Here is a 17816-nt window from a genome sequence, read left to right as displayed (position 1 = left end):
GTTCGCCGAGGCCTGTCCGCCTCTTTCCACTACTCACTATTCCCTACTCACTACTCCCTCAGTGTTTGTTGATTGCCCGCCACACCTTCAGCGGCGTCGCCGGCATGGTCAGGTTTTCGTGGCCGAGCGCGTCGGTGATCGCGTTGATCACCGCCGGCGGCGAACCGATCGCGCCGGCCTCGCCGCAGCCCTTGATGCCAAGCGGATTCGACGGGCACGGCGTGTTCGAGGTCGACACCTGGAACGATGGCAGGTCGCCCGCTCGCGGCATCGCATAGTCCATGTAACTCGCCGTCACGAGCTGGCCGTTGTCGTCGTAGACCGCGCCTTCGAGCAGCGCCTGGCCGACGCCTTGCGCGATGCCGCCATGCACCTGGCCCTCGACGATCATCGGGTTGATGATGTTGCCGAAATCGTCGGCGGCGACGAACTGCACAATGTCGGTCACCCCCGTCTCCGGGTCGATCTCGACCTCGCAGACATAGCAGCCTGCCGGGAAGGTGAAGTTGCTGGGATCGTAGAACGCCGTCTCCTTCAGGCCCGGCTCCATGCCGGACGGCAGATTGTGCGCGGTGTAGGCGGCCAGCGCCATCTGGAACCACGGTATGGTCTTGTCGGTGCCGGCGACCTTCAGCGCGCCGTCCTCGATGACGATGTCGCCTTCGTCGGCTTCGAGCAGGTGCGCGGCGATCTTCTTCGCCTTGGCCTCGACCTTGTCGAGCGCCTTGACGATCGCGCTCATGCCGACCGCGCCCGAGCGCGAGCCGTACGTGCCCATGCCCATCTGCACCTTGTCGGTGTCGCCATGCACGATCGACACCTGCTCGATGGGCAGGCCGAAGCGCGAATTGACGAGCTGCGCGAACGTCGTCTCGTGACCCTGGCCGTGGCTGTGCGAGCCGGTCAGCACCTCGATCGTGCCGACCGCGTTGACGCGCACCTCCGCACTTTCCCAAAGGCCGACGCCTGCGCCCAGGCTGCCGACCGCCGCCGACGGCGCGATGCCGCAGGCCTCGATATAGCAGCTCATGCCGATGCCGCGCAGCTTGCCGCGCTTCCTGGCCTCCTCCCGCCGCGCAGGGAAGCCTGCATGGTCCGAAGCCTTCAGCGCTGCGTCGAGCGAGGCGTCGTAGTCGCCGGCGTCATACATCAGCACCACCGGCGTCTGGTGCGGGAACTCGCGGATGAAGTTTTTCCGCCTGAGTTCGACCGGACTCATGCCGAACTGCCGCGCCGCCACCTCCATCATGCGCTCGAGGACATAGGTCGTCTCGGGCCTACCGGCGCCGCGATAGGCGTCGACGGGCGCCGTGTTGGTGTAGATCGCCTTCACATTGGCGAGGATCGCGGGAATGTTGTACTGGCCCGACAGCAGCGTCGCGCACAGATAGGTCGGGGTCACCGACGAGAACAGCGACATGTAGGCGCCCAGATTGACCTGCATGTCGACCTTGAAGCCAGTGATCTTGTGGTCGCTGTCGAACGCCATCTCGGCATGGGTGTGATGGTCGCGGCCGTGCGCGTCGCAGAGGAAGCTCTCGGTCCGGTCGGCCACCCATTTCACCGGCACGCCGGTCTTCTTCGAGGCCCACAGGCAGACGATCTCTTCGGGGTAGATGTAGATCTTCGAACCGAAGCCGCCGCCGACGTCAGGCGCGATGACGCGCAGCTTGTTTTCAGGCGCGATGTTGTAGAAGGCGCTCATCACCAGCCGGGCGAGGTGCGGGTTCTGCGAGGTCGTCCAGCAGGTGTAGTGGTCCTCCGCCTTGTCGTATTGGCCGAGGGCGGCGCGCGGCTCCATCGCGTTCGGAATGAGGCGGTTGTTGATGATGTCGAGCTTTACGATATGCGCCGCCTTGGCGAAGGCCGCAGCGGTCTCGTCGGCATTGCCGAGGTCCCAGTCGAAGATCAGATTGTTTTCCGCTTCAGGATGGATCTGCGGCTGGCCGGCTTCCATCGCCTTCGACGCGTCGGTAACCGACGGCAGTTCCTTGTAGGTGATCGCGACCGCCTCGGCGGCGTCGCGCGCCAGGCTCTTCGTCTCGGCAACGACGACGACAACGGCGTCGCCGACATACCGCACCTTGTCCACCGCCAGCGGCGACCAGGCGCCCATCTTCATCGGCGTGCCGTCCTTGGAGTGGATCATCCATCCGCAGATCAGGTTGCCGATGCCGTCGGCTTTCAGCTCCTTGCCGGTAAGCACCCCGATGACGCCCGGCATCGCCTTCGCGGCGGCCACGTCGATCGAGACGATCTCGGCATGCGCATGCGGGCTTCTGACGAAAGCCGCATGCTTCATTCCGGGCACGACCATGTCGTCGACATAGCGGCCGGCGCCGGTGATGAACCTTTTGTCTTCTTTTCGCGCGACGCGCGCGCCAATTCCCTCAATACCCATCAGAGTCCTCCTCCTGAACCATGATGTGAACAGATTTCCGCGTGTCTTTTGTCGCGGTGCCGGCTAGGCCCTTGGAATCGCTTGTCGAAATCATGTCGCGTCGGGGCCGGTCGGGAATTCTGTCCACGCTCGGAATTTCTCAGGCCGCCTTGGCCGCGCCCTTTTGACCCTTGGCCATCGCTTGAGAGGCCGCCAGTATCGCCTTGACGATGTTGTGATATCCGGTGCAGCGGCAGATGTTGCCTTCGAGTTCGGCGCGCACTGTCGCCTCGTCCAGGCCCTCCGGGTGCCGGCTGATCATGTCGGTCGCCGCCATGATCATTCCGGGCGTGCAGAAACCGCATTGCAGCCCGTGGTGCTCCTTGAAGGCCGCCTGCACCGGGTGGAGCTCGGCGCCGTCCGCAAGTCCTTCAATCGTAACGATTGTCGAGCCCGAGGCCTGTGCGGCGAGCATCGTGCAGGACTTGACCGCCTTGCCGTCGATATGCACCACGCAGGCGCCGCACTGCGACGTGTCGCAGCCGACATGGGTTCCCGTAAGTCCCAGATTTTCCCTCAGAAAATGGACCAGAAGCGTTCGGTCCTCAACGTCGGCGCTCACACTCCGCCCATTCACCACCAACGATACGTTGGACATGATCCCTCCCTTGGTCCTCTGCCTAGGTACTCGACGCCGAAGTCCGGCTAGCGCAACCTATATCCACAACGATCTGTCGGAAAAGCGTTTTTCTGCTTCGCACGCGAGAATGCTCCCGCCGGCAGCCGTCGCATATTGAACTTTCGGCGGGCAGCGCTTCCCTCAGCCTGTCAGAAACAGCCGTTCCGCGACGTGCAGGATCACCCCGGCAAGCCCGCCGATCAGCATGCCGTTAAACCGGATGTACTGCAGGTCCCTGCCGATATTGATTTCGATCAGGCGGGTGAGTTGGACAAGATCCCAGCGCCGCACCTGATCGGCTATGAAGGTGGAGACGCCGCTCTTCTGGCTCTCGACAAACGACGATAGCGCCACGACGAAACCTTCGTTCATATCCGCGCGGATCTGCGGATCCGTGCCAAGATGGCGCCCGATGTCGACGAACATCGATGCCAGATGCCGGCGTATCACCGAATCGTCGGCTTTCGCGTCCTGCTCGACGAAGCGGCGCGTGCTTTCCCAGACATCCTGAGCGAATTCAGCCACTTCGGGACGAGCGAGCAGGTCAAGTTTCAGCTTCTCGGCGCGCCTGGCGTAGTCCTTCGAGTGGCGCAGGCGCTCGATGAACCGGTGCACGAAACGGTCGAATTCCAGCCGCGTGGGATGGTCGGCGTCCGCCCTCACCTCTTCGAGCAGCGAGCCGGCGGAGGCAACGATCTTCTTGAGCAGGTAGGCATCGGCGCGAAACAGGTTGAACAGCGACGGCAACTCCTCGCGAATCCTCTCGCGCATCGTCGCCAAGGCCTGCTCGTCGTTCAGAAAACGGCCGACAACCTTGATGAACTCGTCGAACAGCTTCTGGTGGCGGCGATCCTCGGTAAAGGCAGAGAGCAGGTCGGCGGCGAGCGGTGCAACCTTCACCTTCCCGATTTCGTCCTGCATGCGCTGCTTGATGAAGTCGCGCAGCCCGGATCCCTCCAACGCCGTGAGGGTCTGCGGAACGAGCCGCGCGACGAAGCGAGACAGGCCGGCCGCACGGTCGGGACCGGTCAGCCAATCGGCGACCAGCGCGGCGAAGTCGACTTGCCGGAGCTTGTCCCGCACCGGTCCGGGTGCGAGGAAGTTGGCTTCTATGAAGCGGCCGAGATTGTCGGCGATTCGGTTCCGGTTCTCGGGGATGATGGCGGTGTGCGGGATCGGCAGTCCGAGCGGCCGCCTGAACAGCGCCACCACGGCGTACCAGTCGGCAATGCCGCCGATCGTCGCCGCTTCGGCGAAGGCGGCCACGAAGGACAGCCACGGCCACACCGGCTCGAAATATTTCGCCAGCGCGAACACCGCGACGCAAAGGGCGAGAGCGCCCGTCGCAATAGCTTTCGTTCGCCTGAGCGCGGCGAGCTTATGCGCGTCCTCGGGTGCGGGAATGCCGTCCGGCAGTGCGGATTCGATTGCTGAAGGCATGGCCGGTCGGTCTCCGGTTGACGAAGCGTGCTGACATCGAAGATAGGGTTCGAAGACCTCGTCTGCAGCAATCGGGGCGCGTATTCATGATGCCTTGCCTCGGTGTAGCGGGCATCGCCCGTTCCGGTCCCCTCGCGACCATGGGACATGTCGCAAATAAGCCGCCATCCGCACGAAAGTAGATAAAGGAATTCAGGTTTTATTGGCTTCTTGTCTGGAATTGTTCTAAGGAATAGGCCATATTCCAAATTGACCCCAGCTTCGCGAGGACTTGCCCCATGCGGCTTACGCGACAGACCAACTACGCGATGCGCATACTCATGTACTGCGCCGCCAACGATGGCCGTCTGAGCCGGATTCCGGAGATCGCAAGCGCGTATTCCGTATCCGAGCTGTTCCTGTTCAAGATCCTGCAGCCGCTTGTCGAGCACGGGCTGGTTCAGACTGTACGCGGCCGCAACGGCGGCGTGCGGCTCGGCCGACCGGCGGAGCAGATCACGCTGTTCGATGTGGTGCGCGTGACGGAAGAGAATTTCGCCATGGCCGAGTGTTTCGAGAGCGACGCCGCCGAGTGCCCGCTGGTCGATTCCTGCGCGCTGAACTCGGCGCTGCGCGAAGCGCTGAACGCATTCTTCGCAGTCCTGATGCGCCATTCCATCGCCGACCTGGTGGCGGCGAAGCCCGATATGCGCGGCCTGCTCGGCATTGAAATGCCGATCCAGCCGCAGGCACTCGCTGGATAGTTACAGCCCCGCCGACTGCGGCAGCACGAAGGGCGTACCGGCGGCCGGCAGCACCCCTACCTTCAGCTTGCATTCGAATACATTCGAGATCAGTTCATCGCTAAGCACCTCCAGGGGCGAACCGGCCGCAGCCAGCCGGCCGCGATGCATGACGAAGATGCGACCGGCGTACATGGCCGTCAGATTGAGGTCGTGCAGGATGGCGACCACCCCTCCCCCACGCGTGGCGAAATCGCGCGCCAGGTTCATGATGATGAGTTGATGCTTGATGTCGAGGCTGGAGACCGGTTCGTCGAGGAACAGGTAGCGCGGCTTGCCGTCGAGGACCGGCGCCCAGACCTGACAGAGCACGCGGGCAAGCTGGACACGCTGCTGCTCGCCGCCTGAAAGCTCCTGGTAGAAGCGGCCCGCGAACCCGTCGAGGTCGACGCGCGCAAGCGCCCGTTCCGGCAGGCGCTCATCCTCGCCGGCCAGCGCCCCGGAACGTCCGCCGGTCAGTCCGAGCTTGACGATCTCGCGCACGGTGAACGGAAAGGACAGCGCGGTCGCCTGCGGCAGCACGGCGCGCAGCGACGCGGCCTCCCAGGCCTTCATCATGGCAAGGTCGCGGCCGTTCATGCTCACGCGGCCGGTGTAGGGAAGCTCGGCCGAGAGCGCCTTGAGAAAGGTGGTCTTGCCCGAACCGTTCGGGCCGACGATCGCGGCCAGTTCGCCGGGCTTCACCTCGAAATCCACGTTCGAGATGATCTTCCGGCCGCCGATGGATACGGATAGGTCGCGCGCTTCGATCATTACCGGCTCACAGGTCCAGAATCCCGCGGCGGCGCAGGAGGATCCAGAGGAAGAAGGGAGCGCCTACCGTCGCGGTGACGATGCCGATCGGAAGCTCGGCCGGAGCGACGATCGTCCTGCTGACGGCGTCCGCTAGCAAAAGCATGCTGGCGCCCAGCAACGCCGAGGCCGGCAGCAGATAGCGGTTGTCCGGTCCAATGAGCAGACGCAAAAGGTGCGGCACGACGATGCCGACGAAGCCGATGCCGCCGCTGACGGATACCGATGCGCCGACGGCCGCCGACACCGACAGGATGGCAATGTATTTCAGCCGCTGGACGGGAATGCCGAGATGGCCTGCCGTCGCCTCGCCGAGCGCCAGCGCGTTGAGTCCGCCTGCCACGAACGGTGTCGTCGCCAGGGCCACGACGATGATCGGAGCGACGGCGCCGATTTTCTGCCAGGTCGCGCCGGCCAGAGATCCGAGTTGCCAGAAGGTCAGGTCGCGCAACTGCCGGTCGTCGGCCATGAAGATCAGGATCCCGGTGAGCGCCATCGCAAGCGCGGCGATGGCGATGCCGGCAAGCAGCATCGTGGCGACCGATGTCCGTCCCTGCCTGGTCGCGACGCGATAAAGAACGAGAGTCGTGACCAACCCGCCGACAAAGGCGGCGAGCGGCAGCGCGAAGGTTCCGAACATCTCAGTCAGTGGCGCAAGCGTGCTGGCGCCGAGCACTATAACCGAGACTGCGCCGAGGCTGGAGCCGGCAGACACGCCGACCAGCCCCGGATCGGCCAGCGGGTTGCGGAAAAGCCCCTGCAGCACCGCGCCGGACACGGCCAGCGCGGCGCCTATCAGCACGCCCATGATCACGCGTGGCAGGCGGATATCGTATACGATGATGCCGTCGCGGATCGATATCGGATCGGCGGAGGACGTTGCCAGCAGCCAGCCGCGGACGAGGGCAAGGGCAGATGCGTTTGACGCGCCCGACGCAAGGCTGAAAAGGACCGTCGCCACGAGCAGGATGGCGAGGAGCAGAATAGCAAATCGCGCACGCGAAGCACGGTCGCCATGGACGGCCGTTGCATTCCTCGTCCCGATCACCCCGGCAGCCGGACCAAGGGACATGTCAGCCCTTCAATTCATCACCGTAGAGCGCGGTCGCCAGATCGCGTATCGCGCCGGCCGTACGGGGGCCGAATCCGAGCAGATAGTTGGCGTCGAGCCGGACCAACCGTTTTGCCTGACCCGCCGGCGTCGATGCGATGGCGGGATGAGTGAAAAGCTCGGCATCCGCTGGGCCATGATCGCCGCCCCGATCCATCATCAATATGATGTCCGGTCTGGCCAAGATCGCAGCCTCGTCGGACAGTTGCCTGTATCCTGAAAAGCCGTCGACGGCATTCACGCCGCCAGCAAGTTCGATGATGCCGTTCGCCGCCGTGTTCGAGCCGGCCGCAAGAAGCTTTCCTCCCTGCATGGAGAGGATAAAAAGCACGCGCTTCCTGTCGGCGATTCCGGCGGTCAGTTTTTCCGCGGCGGCGAGGTCGGCCTCGACTTTCCCCGACAGCGCGGCCGCCTTCTCCTCTGCGCCCATTGCCTGCCCGACGACGCGTATCTTTTCGAGGATGCCGGCGTGGTCGAAGGTTTCGGGCACCATGATGAAGGGCACGCTCGCCTTTCTCAGCACGTCGATCGCTTCCTTCGGCCCGCTGCCTTCGACAGCCAGGATTCCAGTCGGATTGATCGACAGCACGCCTTCGGGAGAAAGGGCGCGCATATAACCGACATCGGGAAGCTTCAGCGCGGCTTCCGGATAGAGGCTGGTGGAGTCGCGTGCGACGAGCTTGTCCTGTTCGCCGAGCGCGTAGACGATCTCCGTGATCGCGCCACCGATCGAGGCGATGCGCGACGTGTCCTTGAATATCTCCTGCCCTTGTTCCGCCGTCGCCGCGGGAGAGCCCAGACCCAGCGCAAACAGAAGCGAACCCGCGCAAAGGAGGCGCGTAAACAATCTGGCGTAACCCATGAAACTGCTCCTCAGGCCGCGGACGATTGCGCGGTGCGCGGCAGATTTTCGGCCAGGAAGCGCCAGTCGTCGCGCTCCGGTTCGCCTTCGTGGCGCTGGCCGAAAAACTGGATGATCATCTGCTGGCTGGCGTCGTATGCCTCGATCGAGGTGACGTGGCCGTCCTTGGTCGGCTTGCGCACCGTCCAGAGTTCGCGGACGCGGTCCTGCCTCAGATGCAGATGAAAGGTCTTATCGAGCACGTTGATCCACGGACCCATGACCTTGATGTTGCTGACCGGGCCGGAATGGATCTGGATGCAGCCGCGGTTGCCGACAAAGCACATGATCGGCATGCCGCCTGCCGCCGCGTGATTGAACATGGCGGCCAGGCTTTCGTCGGCGAGCCGCCAGGCAAAATCGTCCCCGATCATGTGCACGGCCTGGTGACGCGTCAGCTTCAACTTCTTGAGCATGCCGAAGAACTGATGCACGTCGGTCATCCGGCTCCAGCGGTCGCGCAATTCCTCGGCGCTCCCCGTTTCGCCTGTATCCGGCTCGCCCTCGGCGATGCCTTGTAGCGCGACCGTCGGCGACTGGTCCGGCGAGACCAGGGCCGCGACAAGCTTCTGATAGGCGTAGAGATTGGATGCGGGACGCAGATGTACCTTGTGCACCGCTTCGCCGGCTTCGTCGAAGAACTGCAGCGAGCGGCGGATCTCGTCGCCCTCGCGCTTCTCGACCGCGAAACCATGCGCCCAGGTTTTCGGGAAGATTCGCAGGTCGATATCGGCGCCGAGGACCAGCGCGGCGTGATCGCCTGCCTGGACCTTGTCGTAGATGCCGATCTTCTCGTGGACCGCGCTTTCGTTGCGTGTCAGCGCCATGACCTCGCCGACAGCTTCCAGCCCGAGCAGCAACTCGTTGACGCGCGACTCGATGCGCTGCACGCCGTCGCCGCAATGCGCGGCGACGAACTCCGCCTCCGATACGCCAAGCTGCGCGGCGAGGTCGCGCTCACGCATCTTGGGGTTTTCGGCGCGCGCAATACGAATCTCATGCGGTGCCGGTTTGACGCGCTGGTCCATGTCGGGATGCCTACTTGTTGAGGATGAGCTTGCCTTGGCGGGTGATCTTCAGCCGATAGAGCGAGCCGCCATGGTTGATGCCTATTTCATAGAGGCCGTTGAACAGCGCCTCGCTGGACACCGTGCGCGGCGGCAGCCTGCCGGCGGCGGTGTATTGGGCCTGCTCGTCCGTCACCGGACGACGCGGCCGAAACCGGAATTCATGCGGGTTGTGCGTGTTCATCGATCCGCTCCTTTCCCCGTCCGTCATCACCAATTCGCGCGGCGGGTTTGAAATGCGATTTGTTTTCTTGACTCGAATAGTCATGTTTATTAGTCAGTGCAATACCGGAGTAAATGAGTCAACATTTAAAGCGATCCGGTGGACTATGAAAATGCGAGCGAGCTCCATGCCAGCCAGCATCGAAATTCAGGCATTGGAGTTGGGACATGGGGCTGGTTGGGCGAGACATGGCGGTTCTGCTGGGCGGAGCCGCAATGACGGTTTTGGTAGGTACGCAGGCGGGTTGGGCACAGGAGGCTCAGCAGACGGGCCAACCAATCCTTGTAAACGGCGAAGCGGTTGCTGAAACCGGTCAGGAGCAGGCGACGCAGCCGGCAACCGCGGCAACCGGGGCCACGCCACTCGACAAGATCACCATCGTCAGCCGCACCGGCGAAAGCGCCATAGACCAGATGGCCTCCGTCAGCCATGTCGACCAGGAGCAGCTCGAACGGCGCATGGCCACGACGCCGCAGGACGTTCTTTTCGGAGTGCCGGGCGTCGCCATGCAATCGGACGCCAACCGCACGGCTTCGAGCGTCAACATACGCGGCCTTCAGGATTTCGGCCGGGTTGCCGTCATCGTCGATGGCGCCAGGCAGGACTTCCAGCGCACCGGTCACGGCACGCAGTCCATGTTCTGGCTCGACCCGGAACTGATCGATCAAGTCGACGTCATTCGCGGCCCTGTTGCCAACACCTATGGTTCGGGAGCCATCGGCGGCGTGGTCATGTTCGAGACGAAAGACGCCGAGGACTTTCTGCGCGACAGCGAAACCTGGGCGGCTTCCATCACCGGACGCTACGACACGAACGGGAACGGCTGGACGACCAGCGGCACCGGCGCCTACCGCTTCAACGACTCATTCGACGTGCTCGGCAACATCGTCTGGCGGGACTTCGACGATTATACCGACGGCAATGGCGATGATGTCCCGGGGAGCAGCTTCGATGTCCTGAGCGGAATTCTGAAGTCGACGATCCGTCCGACCGACAACAGCGAGCTGAAGCTGGGGTGGATCGGCGCCGACGACAGCTGGACCGAAGGCGGCGACACATCGCGGATGGATACCCAGCAGAATACGTTCACCGGCCGCTACAACATCAAGGACGAGAACGAAAGCTGGCTCGATCTCCACATCAATGGCGCCTACAACAAGACCGATCTGGACCAGACCTATCTGACCGACGTCGGCCGCTACAGTTCGGTCACAGGACTGCCGATCGTCATTCCGGCGGGCTCGAAAACCACCTACGACGTCGAGACTCCGAGTGTCGACATCTGGAATACCTCCCGCTTCGACACCGGCCAGTTCGCACACGAACTGACCTATGGCGGTGATTGGGTCCAGGACGACGTCGAGACGGCCAGCCCGGAAGGCGGCGACGACATCTACACGCCGTCGGGCAAGCGGCGCGTCTCGGGCGCCTACATCCAGGAAAAGCTGGTCTGGGAATGGCTCGAGGTGGTCGGCGCGCTCCGCTACGACAGCTACAAGCTGGACAGCGATGTCGGCGAGACCGAAGGCGACCGGGTTTCCCCCCGCATCACGGTCGGCGTATCGCCTTTCGAGCAGATCGGCCTTTCCGGGCTTCAGGTCTATGGCACCTATGCGGAAGGCTATCGTTCGCCGTCGCTGTCGGAAACGCTGATCAGCGGACTGCATCCCAACGGCGTGGTCTTTCCGTTCCTGCCCAATCCTGACCTCAAGCCGGAAACGTCGCACACGATCGAATTCGGCCTCAACTACGGCCAGGACGGCCTCATACAGGCCGACGACCGCCTGCGCCTGAAGGCAGCCTATTTCGACAACGACATCGACGACTATATCGGTGGGGCACAAATCTCGGCGTTCAGCGACCCCTTCGACGGGTGCACCTACACGCCAGGACCCGGCGTCATCCCGATCTGCTACCAGTACCAGAACTTCGCGAACGCCAAGATCCGCGGCTTCGAGCTGGAAAGCGTCTACGACGCCGCATGGGGTTTCGCCGGCCTCTCGATCTCAATCACCGACGGATACACGATCTCATACGAGGGCGTTCGGGAAGATCTGCTGACTATCCCCTCGTCCCAGGTAACAGGTCAGCTGGGCTTCCGCTTCTTGGAGGACCGGCTGGTGGTCGGCGGCGAGGTGCAGTTCAACGGCGCCCCCGCCGGCAATCCGATCGCCGAGGATTATACGCTGGTCAACCTCTTCGCCTCCTACCAGGCGACGGACGACCTGAAGTTCAACGCCCGCGTGGATAATCTTCTCGACGAAAACTACACCAACCCCCTCAACGCTTCGACGACCGACATCATCTACGAACCGGGCATCTCGCTGAAGGTAGCGGCGAGCATGCGCTTCGGGGGCTGATCAGACCGATGCATCCGGTGCAGCTCTTCTATATAACGGCCGCGGCGTTCATCGCCGCGGCCTCTCCCGTTTCAGCACAGGAGCCCCCTGCCCTCGTGCTCGAGCTCAACGGGGCGCAGCCGTCGGACAAGGGCTGCCGACTGACCTTCGTGGTCACCAACAATCTCGGCGCGGAGCTGGCCAAGGCAGCCTTCGAGATCGCGTTGTTCAACGACGCCGGCGTCGTCGACCGGCTGACGGTGCTCGACTTCAACGAGTTGCCCGCGGGCAAGACGAAGGTGGCCCGCTTCGATCTTGCCGGCGCCGATTGCACCAAGATCCGCCGTGTACTCGTCAACCACGCGACCGAATGCACAGGCGCGGGCATCGACCCGAAAGCCTGCCTCAGCCAGCTGAAGCCGGAAACGAAGTCGGCCATCGCCTTCGGCGTGTAGGCGATGGCGGTCGGGCTCGAACCAGCCTTCGCATCCGCCCGGCCGCTATGGCCGTTGGCCGGCATGGCGGCGGCCGACTTCGAGCCGGACGATCCCGATCTCGCCATCCCGCGCGGCGCCCTTCAGAACGGCATCCGCGAGGCCCCCGAGCGCTACTTCGCTGCGAACCACAACAGCCTGATCACGCTCAGGCCGGCGGAACCACTCGGCCCGAATCCCACGAAATCGATGGACCTGGGGCGCAAATGGAAGCTGGCGCTACTGGCGTCCTGCGTCTTTCACGCGGCCATCGCGATCTTCTTCATCCAGGCCACCGACGAGGCGGTGCTGATGGAAGGCGCCGATTTTTCCGGCATCGCCCTTCTCGGCAGCCCTGAAGATCAGGCGAAAGCCGGCGAAACCTCGGAGATCGAGGATACGGTCGACGTCACCATGGTCACCATGCTTGACGCCGTGCCGGTCGACACGGTGGATGCCGAGCCGGTTTCCGTCGATGATGCGGTAGAGGCGAGCGACGTCACCAAGGCCGTCACCGCGGAACCGGAAACGCTGAGGCCGGTCGAGGAACCGCCCGCCGAGCCGGTGACGGAGGCGGCGGCCGAGCCTGTCCAGCCAGCCGAGCTTGCCGAGGCAGTGACGGCCGAACGGCAAACCGCTCACCCTACCCAACGCACGGAACCTGAGACTTCGGAAAGCAAGCCCGCCCCAGCCGTCACCGAGACCGCGCCGCAAGTGCTGGCGACCGACCGGGCCGAGTTGGTCGACGACGACAATTTTGTCCAGAAACCGGCCGAAACTCAGGCAGCAGAGCCGGTCGCGGCTGCCGAGACCATTGCGTCCGACCAGGTGCAAGCATCGCAACCCACCGAGGCCGATCCCGTGGAAAGCGCGGAGGTGGTGGAGACGGCAGAGGTTGCGCAGGCCGAACCGTCGCAGACGAAGCCCGTCGAGGCGACCGAGCACACCGATCCGGCAGTTGAAGCGGAAGTCAGGCCTGGGGCGATTACAAACAAAGCCGAACCGGCGAAGCCTGCCAGGGAAGCCGCGAAGAAGCCCGCCGCCGAGAAGAAGACCGCGAAGCAGAAGTCCGAAGAAGGCAAGAAGGTCGCCAACAAGGCCGATGCCAAGCCGAAGAAATCCGGCAATCGCGGCCAGAACCAGGCCAATGCCCAGCGCGGGCAGGCGGACGGCCAGGAAAAGGGCGACAGCAGGCAGGCGAGCCGCGGCGGCTCGAAGAACGGCCAGGTCGGCAATGCCGCCGTGTCCAACTATCCTGGCAAGGTGCGTTCCAAGCTGGCGCGGGTTGCGCGATCGGTTCGCGCGAAAGGACGCGGAGAAGTGGTGGTCGCCTTCGCGGTCGGCTCGAACGGCGGCGTCCGCTCGGCGCGGGTGACACGAAGCTCCGGCGTGGCTTCGATCGACCAGGCCGCACTTCAGGCCATTCGCAACGCGTCTCCGTTCCCGCCCATCCCCGCGAATGCAGGTCGCTCGTCATGGGAATTTTCGATCCCCCTCGCATTCATGCGGTGAGCACCGGAGACCCGCGATTGTTCTCGTTCAATGGACTGCCGGCGGGACGTGGCTGAAGCCGCAGGCGGCATGCTACCCTTCGGCAGGAACGGCACACGGGCCGCATATGAGGCCGCCTATCGGACAGAGCCGGAAGGGCCGGCTTTCGACGCAACAACTGAAAGGAATACGATGTTCATCGCAATGAACCGCTTCAAGGTGAAAAAGGGCTCGGAGGAGGCCTTCGAAAATATCTGGAAGGGCCGCGACTCAAGGCTTCACGAGATGCATGGCTTCAAGCAGTTCCACCTGCTGCGCGGGCCGGAGAACGAAGCCGAAGGCTACACGCTCTTTGCCTCGCATACGATCTGGGCGAGCAAGGACGACTTCACCGCCTGGACGAAGTCGGAGAATTTCCGCGCCGCACATCGCAACGCGGGCTCGAACGACGTGCATTACCTCGGCCATCCGCAGTTCGAAGGCTTTTCGGTCGTCGAGGGAGCGTGACCTCATCCAGCTCCGGCGAGCAGGCTGGCATTGCCGCCGGCCGCGGTCGTGTCGACGCAGACCGAGCGTTCATGCGCATAGGCGGCTGGATACAATATCTCCGTGACCAGCGGCACGATCGGGCCCGTCTTTTGCGCCAGCGCCTGACGGATGGTCCGAGCATCCTCGGTCCGTCCTGAGAACGCGACGACATCGATGTCGAGCGTCACGACATCGGTCGTGTCCAGCGTTCCGTCAATCGCGGCGACAGGCAGGCCCTTGCCCGTGAGCAGGTGAAGAGCTGCCGGCGCGCCGGGAGCGACCACCAGCACCGCGTTGCCCGCGGCCAGAGCCTGGATCGCCTGTGCCAGAAGCGTCTCTGCATCAGGTCCGAGGCAGAGCACCCGGCCGCGCGGCGCGAGCGTCAGCGTATCCGCCTCGCCGGTCGGGCCGGGCAGGTCGACGGGCCCGAAGTCGATGCTGGCGGCGGCCGTGATCGCGGCAGCGCCCTTGCCGCGCAGATGCTTGCGCAGCACGGCGATGCGGTCCGCACGCGTCGACCAGCCGCCCAGCGCCGGATCGGGCGGGCTGTTCTTCAACACGGCGGCGCTCACCTTGGCCGCCGACGAGGCAGCCGCCTGCTCGCCCGATGCTGGCGAAGCCGACTTGCGGAACCGCCTGAGATAGTGCGGCCCGCCGGCCTTCGGCCCGGTGCCTGACAGCCCCTCGCCGCCGAAAGGCTGCGAGCCCACGACCGCGCCGATCTGGTTGCGGTTGACGTAGATGTTACCGGCATGGATGCCGTCGACGATGTGCTGCACGCGCGCCTCGATGCGTGTGTGCAGGCCGAAGGTCAGTCCGTAGCCCTTGCGGTTGATCGCGCCGATGACGCGGTCGATGTTCTCGGCTTCGAAACTCGCGACATGCAGCACCGGCCCGAAGATCTCGCGCTCCATCTCCTCGATGCCGGATACGCGAAAAATATGCGGCGCGACGAACCGCCCGCCGGCCGGCGCTTCCAGCTTCGCGATCAGCCGGCCCTTCGTTTCCATCGCGGCACAATAATCACCGATCGACTGCTGCGCCTCTTCGTCGATTACCGGACCGACGTCGGTCGAGATCGACCAGGGATCGCCGACAACCAGTGCCTCGAGCGCCCCCTTGAGCATCTCAAGCACCTTCTTCTCAACGTCCTTCTGGACATAAAGAATGCGCAGCGCAGAGCAGCGCTGGCCGGCGCTCTGGAAGGCAGATGCAAGAATGTCGCGCACCGCCTGTTCGGGCAGCGCGGTGGAATCCACGATCATTGCGTTGAGGCCGCCCGTCTCGGCAATCAGCATGGCGTCGGGCGATGCGGTCTTGGCAAGCTGGCGCTCGATCGCCTTGGCGACGTCTGTCGAGCCGGTGAAGCAGACGCCGGCGATGCCCGAGTCAGCCGTCAGCGGCGCGCCGACCGAGGGGCCGTCGCCCGGCAGAAGCTGGATCACGTCTTCCGGGACACCGGCCTCGCGCAGTAGCGCCACCGCACGCGCCGCGATAAGCGGCGTCTGCTCGGCGGGTTTGGCAATCACGGAATTGCCGGTGACAAGCGCCGCCGCGATCTGTCCGGTGAAGATCGCCAGCGGAAAATTCCACGGCGAGATGCAGACGATCGCGCCGCGCGCTTCGGTTCCAGCCTCCACGTTTACCGCTTCGGTCGCGTAGTAGCGCAGGAAGTCGACCGCTTCGCGGACCTCGGCAATGCCGTCGGCAAGCGTCTTGCCGGCCTCGCGGGTCGCCAGCGCAAAGAACTCGACGGCATTCGCCTCGTAGAGGTCTGCCGCGCGCTCGAGGATCGCGGCGCGCTCGGCCACCGGACGTTTCGCCCAGGCAGGCTGAGCCTCGACTGCGATGCGCACCGCGGCCGAAACCTGCTTGGCGCTCGCCTCGGTCACGCTGCCCGCGACGTCCGTCACCTTGGCGGGATTCTGGATCGGGCGTTTCGGCCCCCGTCCCGCCGCACGCGTCATCGGCGCCGCCCGCCAGCGTTCCTTGCCGGCAAAGGCGGACTTCGCCTTTTCCAGGTCGGCCAGCGTCACCGGATCGGTGATGTCGTAGCCCTTGGAGTTCTTGCGATTCGCTCCAAAGATCGCACTGGGCTTTGCAATCGCCGGGTTGGCGGCCGGCCCCTGCCCTGACACCGTCTCGAAGGGATCGCGGGCGATCGTCTCCGGGGGCACGTCGTCGTCGGTCAGCTGGTGGACGAAGGACGAGTTGGCGCCATTTTCCAACAAGCGGCGCACCAGATAGGCGAGAAGATCCGAATGCGCTCCGACCGGCGCATAGATGCGACAACGCGTGCCCTCCGCCTTGCGCACGGCCTCGTGCAGCTGTTCCCCCATGCCGTGCAGGCGCTGGAACTCGAAGGCATTGCGATCCGGCGCCATGGCGAGCACGGCCGCGACGGTATGGGCGTTGTGCGTGGCAAACTGCGGATAGATGCGGTCGGTCATCGACAGCAGTTTTCGCGCGCAGGCAATGTAGGAAACATCCGTGTTCACCTTGCGGGTGAACACCGGATAACCCGAGAGCCCCAGCGTCTGCGCGCGCTTGATCTCGGTGTCCCAATAGGCGCCCTTGACCAGACGCACCATGATCTTGCGGTCGAGCTTCTGCGCCAGCGCATGCAGCCAGTCGATGACGAAGGCGCAACGCGGGCCATAGGCCTGGACGACGACGCCGAAACCGTTCCACCCGGCAAGCTGCGGCTCGGCCAGCACGCGCTCGATGACGTCGAGCGACAGGTCCAGCCGGTCGGCCTCCTCGGCGTCGATGTTGAGTCCCATGCGCGCGTCACGGGCGGCAATAGCCAGCGCCAGCAGCCGCTCTGCCATCACCGGCAGCATGGCATCCTTCTCCGCCTGCTCGTAACGCGGATGCAACGCCGACAGCTTCACCGAGATGCCGGGATTGAAGCGGATGTCCTCGCCAGTCGAGTGTTTCGCGAGTGCGGTGATCGCGTTCTCGTAGGCCTTGAAATAGCGCTGCGCATCAGCTTCGGTGCGCGCCGCTTCGCCCAGCATGTCGTAGGAATAGAGATAGCCCTTGGCCGTCATCGACTTGCCGCGCTTTACGGCTTCAGCGATGGTGCGGCCGAGCACGAACTGCTCGCCCATCTCGCGCATCGCTGCAGCGACGGCGGTGCGGATGACAGGTTCGCCCAGCCTTCGCACCATCGCGCGCAGCGTGCGCTCTATGCCGCCCTCGCCCTCGTCGAGCACGCGGCCGGTCAGCATCAGCGCCCAGGTCGAGGCGTTGACGAAGATCGACGCGGAACCGCCTGAATGCGCCGACCAGTCCTGCGGCGCGATCTTGTCGCGGATCAGCTCGTCCATCGTCTCGGTGTCGGGCACCCGCAGCAGCGCCTCGGCCAGGCACATCAGCGCGACGCCCTCCTTGGTCGAGAGGCCGTAGGCGGAGAGAAACACTTCCATCAGCCGCGGGTCCGACGAGCCGCGCACCGCGCGCACGAGCTGGGCGGCATGGTTGGAGATCGCCTGACATTCCGCGTCGCCGAGCTTCGCTGCCGCGCTCAAGCGTTTCAGCGCCGCATCCTCGTCGGGCAAATAGTTCGCACGGATTTCGTTTCGGAGGGTGGCGAGCGTCGGCATGA

14 protein-coding genes are annotated in these 17816 nt (G+C 64.3%); 5 read left to right on the top strand and 9 right to left on the bottom strand.

Going from position 1 to position 17816, the window contains the following annotated elements; translation table 11 throughout:
* Positions 1–58: 58 nt before the first annotated feature.
* From ABLE71_RS18120 to ABLE71_RS18110, 3 genes are all read right to left on the bottom strand, one after another.
* Entirely contained in the window at positions 59–2401 is a 2343-nt protein-coding gene (locus ABLE71_RS18120) for a xanthine dehydrogenase family protein molybdopterin-binding subunit (RefSeq protein ID WP_348784860.1), read from the bottom strand.
* Between the two features lie 139 nt (positions 2402–2540).
* The gene (locus tag ABLE71_RS18115) at positions 2541–3038 is read right to left on the bottom strand and encodes a (2Fe-2S)-binding protein (protein ID WP_348784859.1); all 498 of its coding nucleotides are present in this window, start codon (positions 3036–3038) and stop codon (positions 2541–2543) included.
* Positions 3039–3200: 162 nt separating this feature from the next.
* The gene (locus tag ABLE71_RS18110; protein ID WP_348784858.1) at positions 3201–4499 is read right to left on the bottom strand and encodes a DUF445 domain-containing protein; all 1299 of its coding nucleotides are present in this window, start codon (positions 4497–4499) and stop codon (positions 3201–3203) included.
* A gap of 278 nt (positions 4500–4777) precedes the next feature.
* Between ABLE71_RS18110 and rirA the strand changes: the two genes are divergently transcribed.
* Entirely contained in the window at positions 4778–5242 is a 465-nt protein-coding gene (gene rirA / locus ABLE71_RS18105) for an iron-responsive transcriptional regulator RirA (RefSeq protein WP_348784857.1), read from the top strand.
* Here rirA and ABLE71_RS18100 read toward each other — a convergent pair whose 3' ends face one another.
* Genes ABLE71_RS18100 through hemP form a run of 5 tightly spaced genes read right to left on the bottom strand, consistent with a single transcriptional unit; the run spans position 5243 to position 9336 of the window.
* Positions 5243–6034, bottom strand: coding sequence for a heme ABC transporter ATP-binding protein (locus ABLE71_RS18100; RefSeq protein ID WP_348784856.1), 792 nt, complete (start codon positions 6032–6034; stop codon positions 5243–5245). It lies immediately after the preceding gene.
* 7 nt (positions 6035–6041) lie between these two features.
* Positions 6042–7145 (bottom strand): iron ABC transporter permease, encoded by a 1104-nt coding sequence (locus ABLE71_RS18095; RefSeq protein ID WP_348784855.1) that lies wholly within the window; start codon positions 7143–7145, stop codon positions 6042–6044.
* 1 nt (position 7146) lies between these two features.
* Positions 7147–8046, bottom strand: coding sequence for a hemin ABC transporter substrate-binding protein (locus ABLE71_RS18090; protein ID WP_348784854.1), 900 nt, complete (start codon positions 8044–8046; stop codon positions 7147–7149).
* Positions 8047–8057: 11 nt separating this feature from the next.
* A complete protein-coding gene (locus tag ABLE71_RS18085; protein ID WP_348784853.1) occupies positions 8058–9113 on the bottom strand; it encodes a ChuX/HutX family heme-like substrate-binding protein in 1056 nt (351 codons plus the stop codon).
* A gap of 10 nt (positions 9114–9123) precedes the next feature.
* On the bottom strand, positions 9124–9336 hold the full coding sequence (hemP, locus tag ABLE71_RS18080) for a hemin uptake protein HemP (protein ID WP_348784852.1): 213 nt from the start codon (positions 9334–9336) through the stop codon (positions 9124–9126).
* 254 nt (positions 9337–9590) lie between these two features.
* On the opposite strand from hemP, the gene ABLE71_RS18075 reads away from it, so the two are divergent.
* The 4 genes from ABLE71_RS18075 (at position 9591) to ABLE71_RS18060 (ending at position 14185) form a co-directional block, all read left to right on the top strand.
* Positions 9591–11735, top strand: coding sequence for a TonB-dependent hemoglobin/transferrin/lactoferrin family receptor (locus ABLE71_RS18075; RefSeq protein WP_348784851.1), 2145 nt, complete (start codon positions 9591–9593; stop codon positions 11733–11735).
* Between the two features lie 50 nt (positions 11736–11785).
* The gene (locus ABLE71_RS18070; RefSeq protein ID WP_348785154.1) at positions 11786–12169 is read left to right on the top strand and encodes a hypothetical protein; all 384 of its coding nucleotides are present in this window, start codon (positions 11786–11788) and stop codon (positions 12167–12169) included.
* 3 nt (positions 12170–12172) lie between these two features.
* Positions 12173–13699, top strand: coding sequence for a TonB family protein (locus ABLE71_RS18065; RefSeq protein ID WP_348784850.1), 1527 nt, complete (start codon positions 12173–12175; stop codon positions 13697–13699).
* A 171-nt stretch (positions 13700–13870) separates the two neighbouring features.
* Entirely contained in the window at positions 13871–14185 is a 315-nt protein-coding gene (locus ABLE71_RS18060; protein WP_348785153.1) for an antibiotic biosynthesis monooxygenase, read from the top strand.
* A 2-nt stretch (positions 14186–14187) separates the two neighbouring features.
* On the opposite strand, the gene putA is transcribed toward ABLE71_RS18060, so the two are convergent.
* Positions 14188–17814: a bifunctional proline dehydrogenase/L-glutamate gamma-semialdehyde dehydrogenase PutA gene (putA, locus tag ABLE71_RS18055; RefSeq protein WP_348784849.1), complete on the bottom strand. Its 3627-nt coding sequence runs from the start codon at positions 17812–17814 to the stop codon at positions 14188–14190.
* Positions 17815–17816 lie beyond the last annotated feature (2 nt).

Source organism: Mesorhizobium sp. KR9-304 (assembly GCF_040049215.1).
GTDB lineage: Bacteria > Pseudomonadota > Alphaproteobacteria > Rhizobiales > Rhizobiaceae > Mesorhizobium_K.
This window is presented reverse-complemented; position numbering and strand designations above follow the sequence as displayed.

What these genes read in the sequence shown, in the direction of transcription:
- ABLE71_RS18120 (WP_348784860.1), bottom strand. Translation starts at nt 2,401, where the DNA reads ATGGGTATTGAGGGAATTGGCGCGCGCGTCGCGCGAAAAGAAGACAAA.
- ABLE71_RS18115 (WP_348784859.1), bottom strand. Translation starts at nt 3,038, where the DNA reads ATGTCCAACGTATCGTTGGTGGTGAATGGGCGGAGTGTGAGCGCCGAC.
- ABLE71_RS18110 (WP_348784858.1), bottom strand. Translation starts at nt 4,499, where the DNA reads ATGCCTTCAGCAATCGAATCCGCACTGCCGGACGGCATTCCCGCACCC.
- rirA (WP_348784857.1), top strand. Translation starts at nt 4,778, where the DNA reads ATGCGGCTTACGCGACAGACCAACTACGCGATGCGCATACTCATGTAC.
- ABLE71_RS18100 (WP_348784856.1), bottom strand. Translation starts at nt 6,034, where the DNA reads ATGATCGAAGCGCGCGACCTATCCGTATCCATCGGCGGCCGGAAGATC.
- ABLE71_RS18095 (WP_348784855.1), bottom strand. Translation starts at nt 7,145, where the DNA reads ATGTCCCTTGGTCCGGCTGCCGGGGTGATCGGGACGAGGAATGCAACG.
- ABLE71_RS18090 (WP_348784854.1), bottom strand. Translation starts at nt 8,046, where the DNA reads ATGGGTTACGCCAGATTGTTTACGCGCCTCCTTTGCGCGGGTTCGCTT.
- ABLE71_RS18085 (WP_348784853.1), bottom strand. Translation starts at nt 9,113, where the DNA reads ATGGACCAGCGCGTCAAACCGGCACCGCATGAGATTCGTATTGCGCGC.
- hemP (WP_348784852.1), bottom strand. Translation starts at nt 9,336, where the DNA reads ATGAACACGCACAACCCGCATGAATTCCGGTTTCGGCCGCGTCGTCCG.
- ABLE71_RS18075 (WP_348784851.1), top strand. Translation starts at nt 9,591, where the DNA reads ATGACGGTTTTGGTAGGTACGCAGGCGGGTTGGGCACAGGAGGCTCAG.
- ABLE71_RS18065 (WP_348784850.1), top strand. Translation starts at nt 12,173, where the DNA reads ATGGCGGTCGGGCTCGAACCAGCCTTCGCATCCGCCCGGCCGCTATGG.
- ABLE71_RS18060 (WP_348785153.1), top strand. Translation starts at nt 13,871, where the DNA reads ATGTTCATCGCAATGAACCGCTTCAAGGTGAAAAAGGGCTCGGAGGAG.
- putA (WP_348784849.1), bottom strand. Translation starts at nt 17,814, where the DNA reads ATGCCGACGCTCGCCACCCTCCGAAACGAAATCCGTGCGAACTATTTG.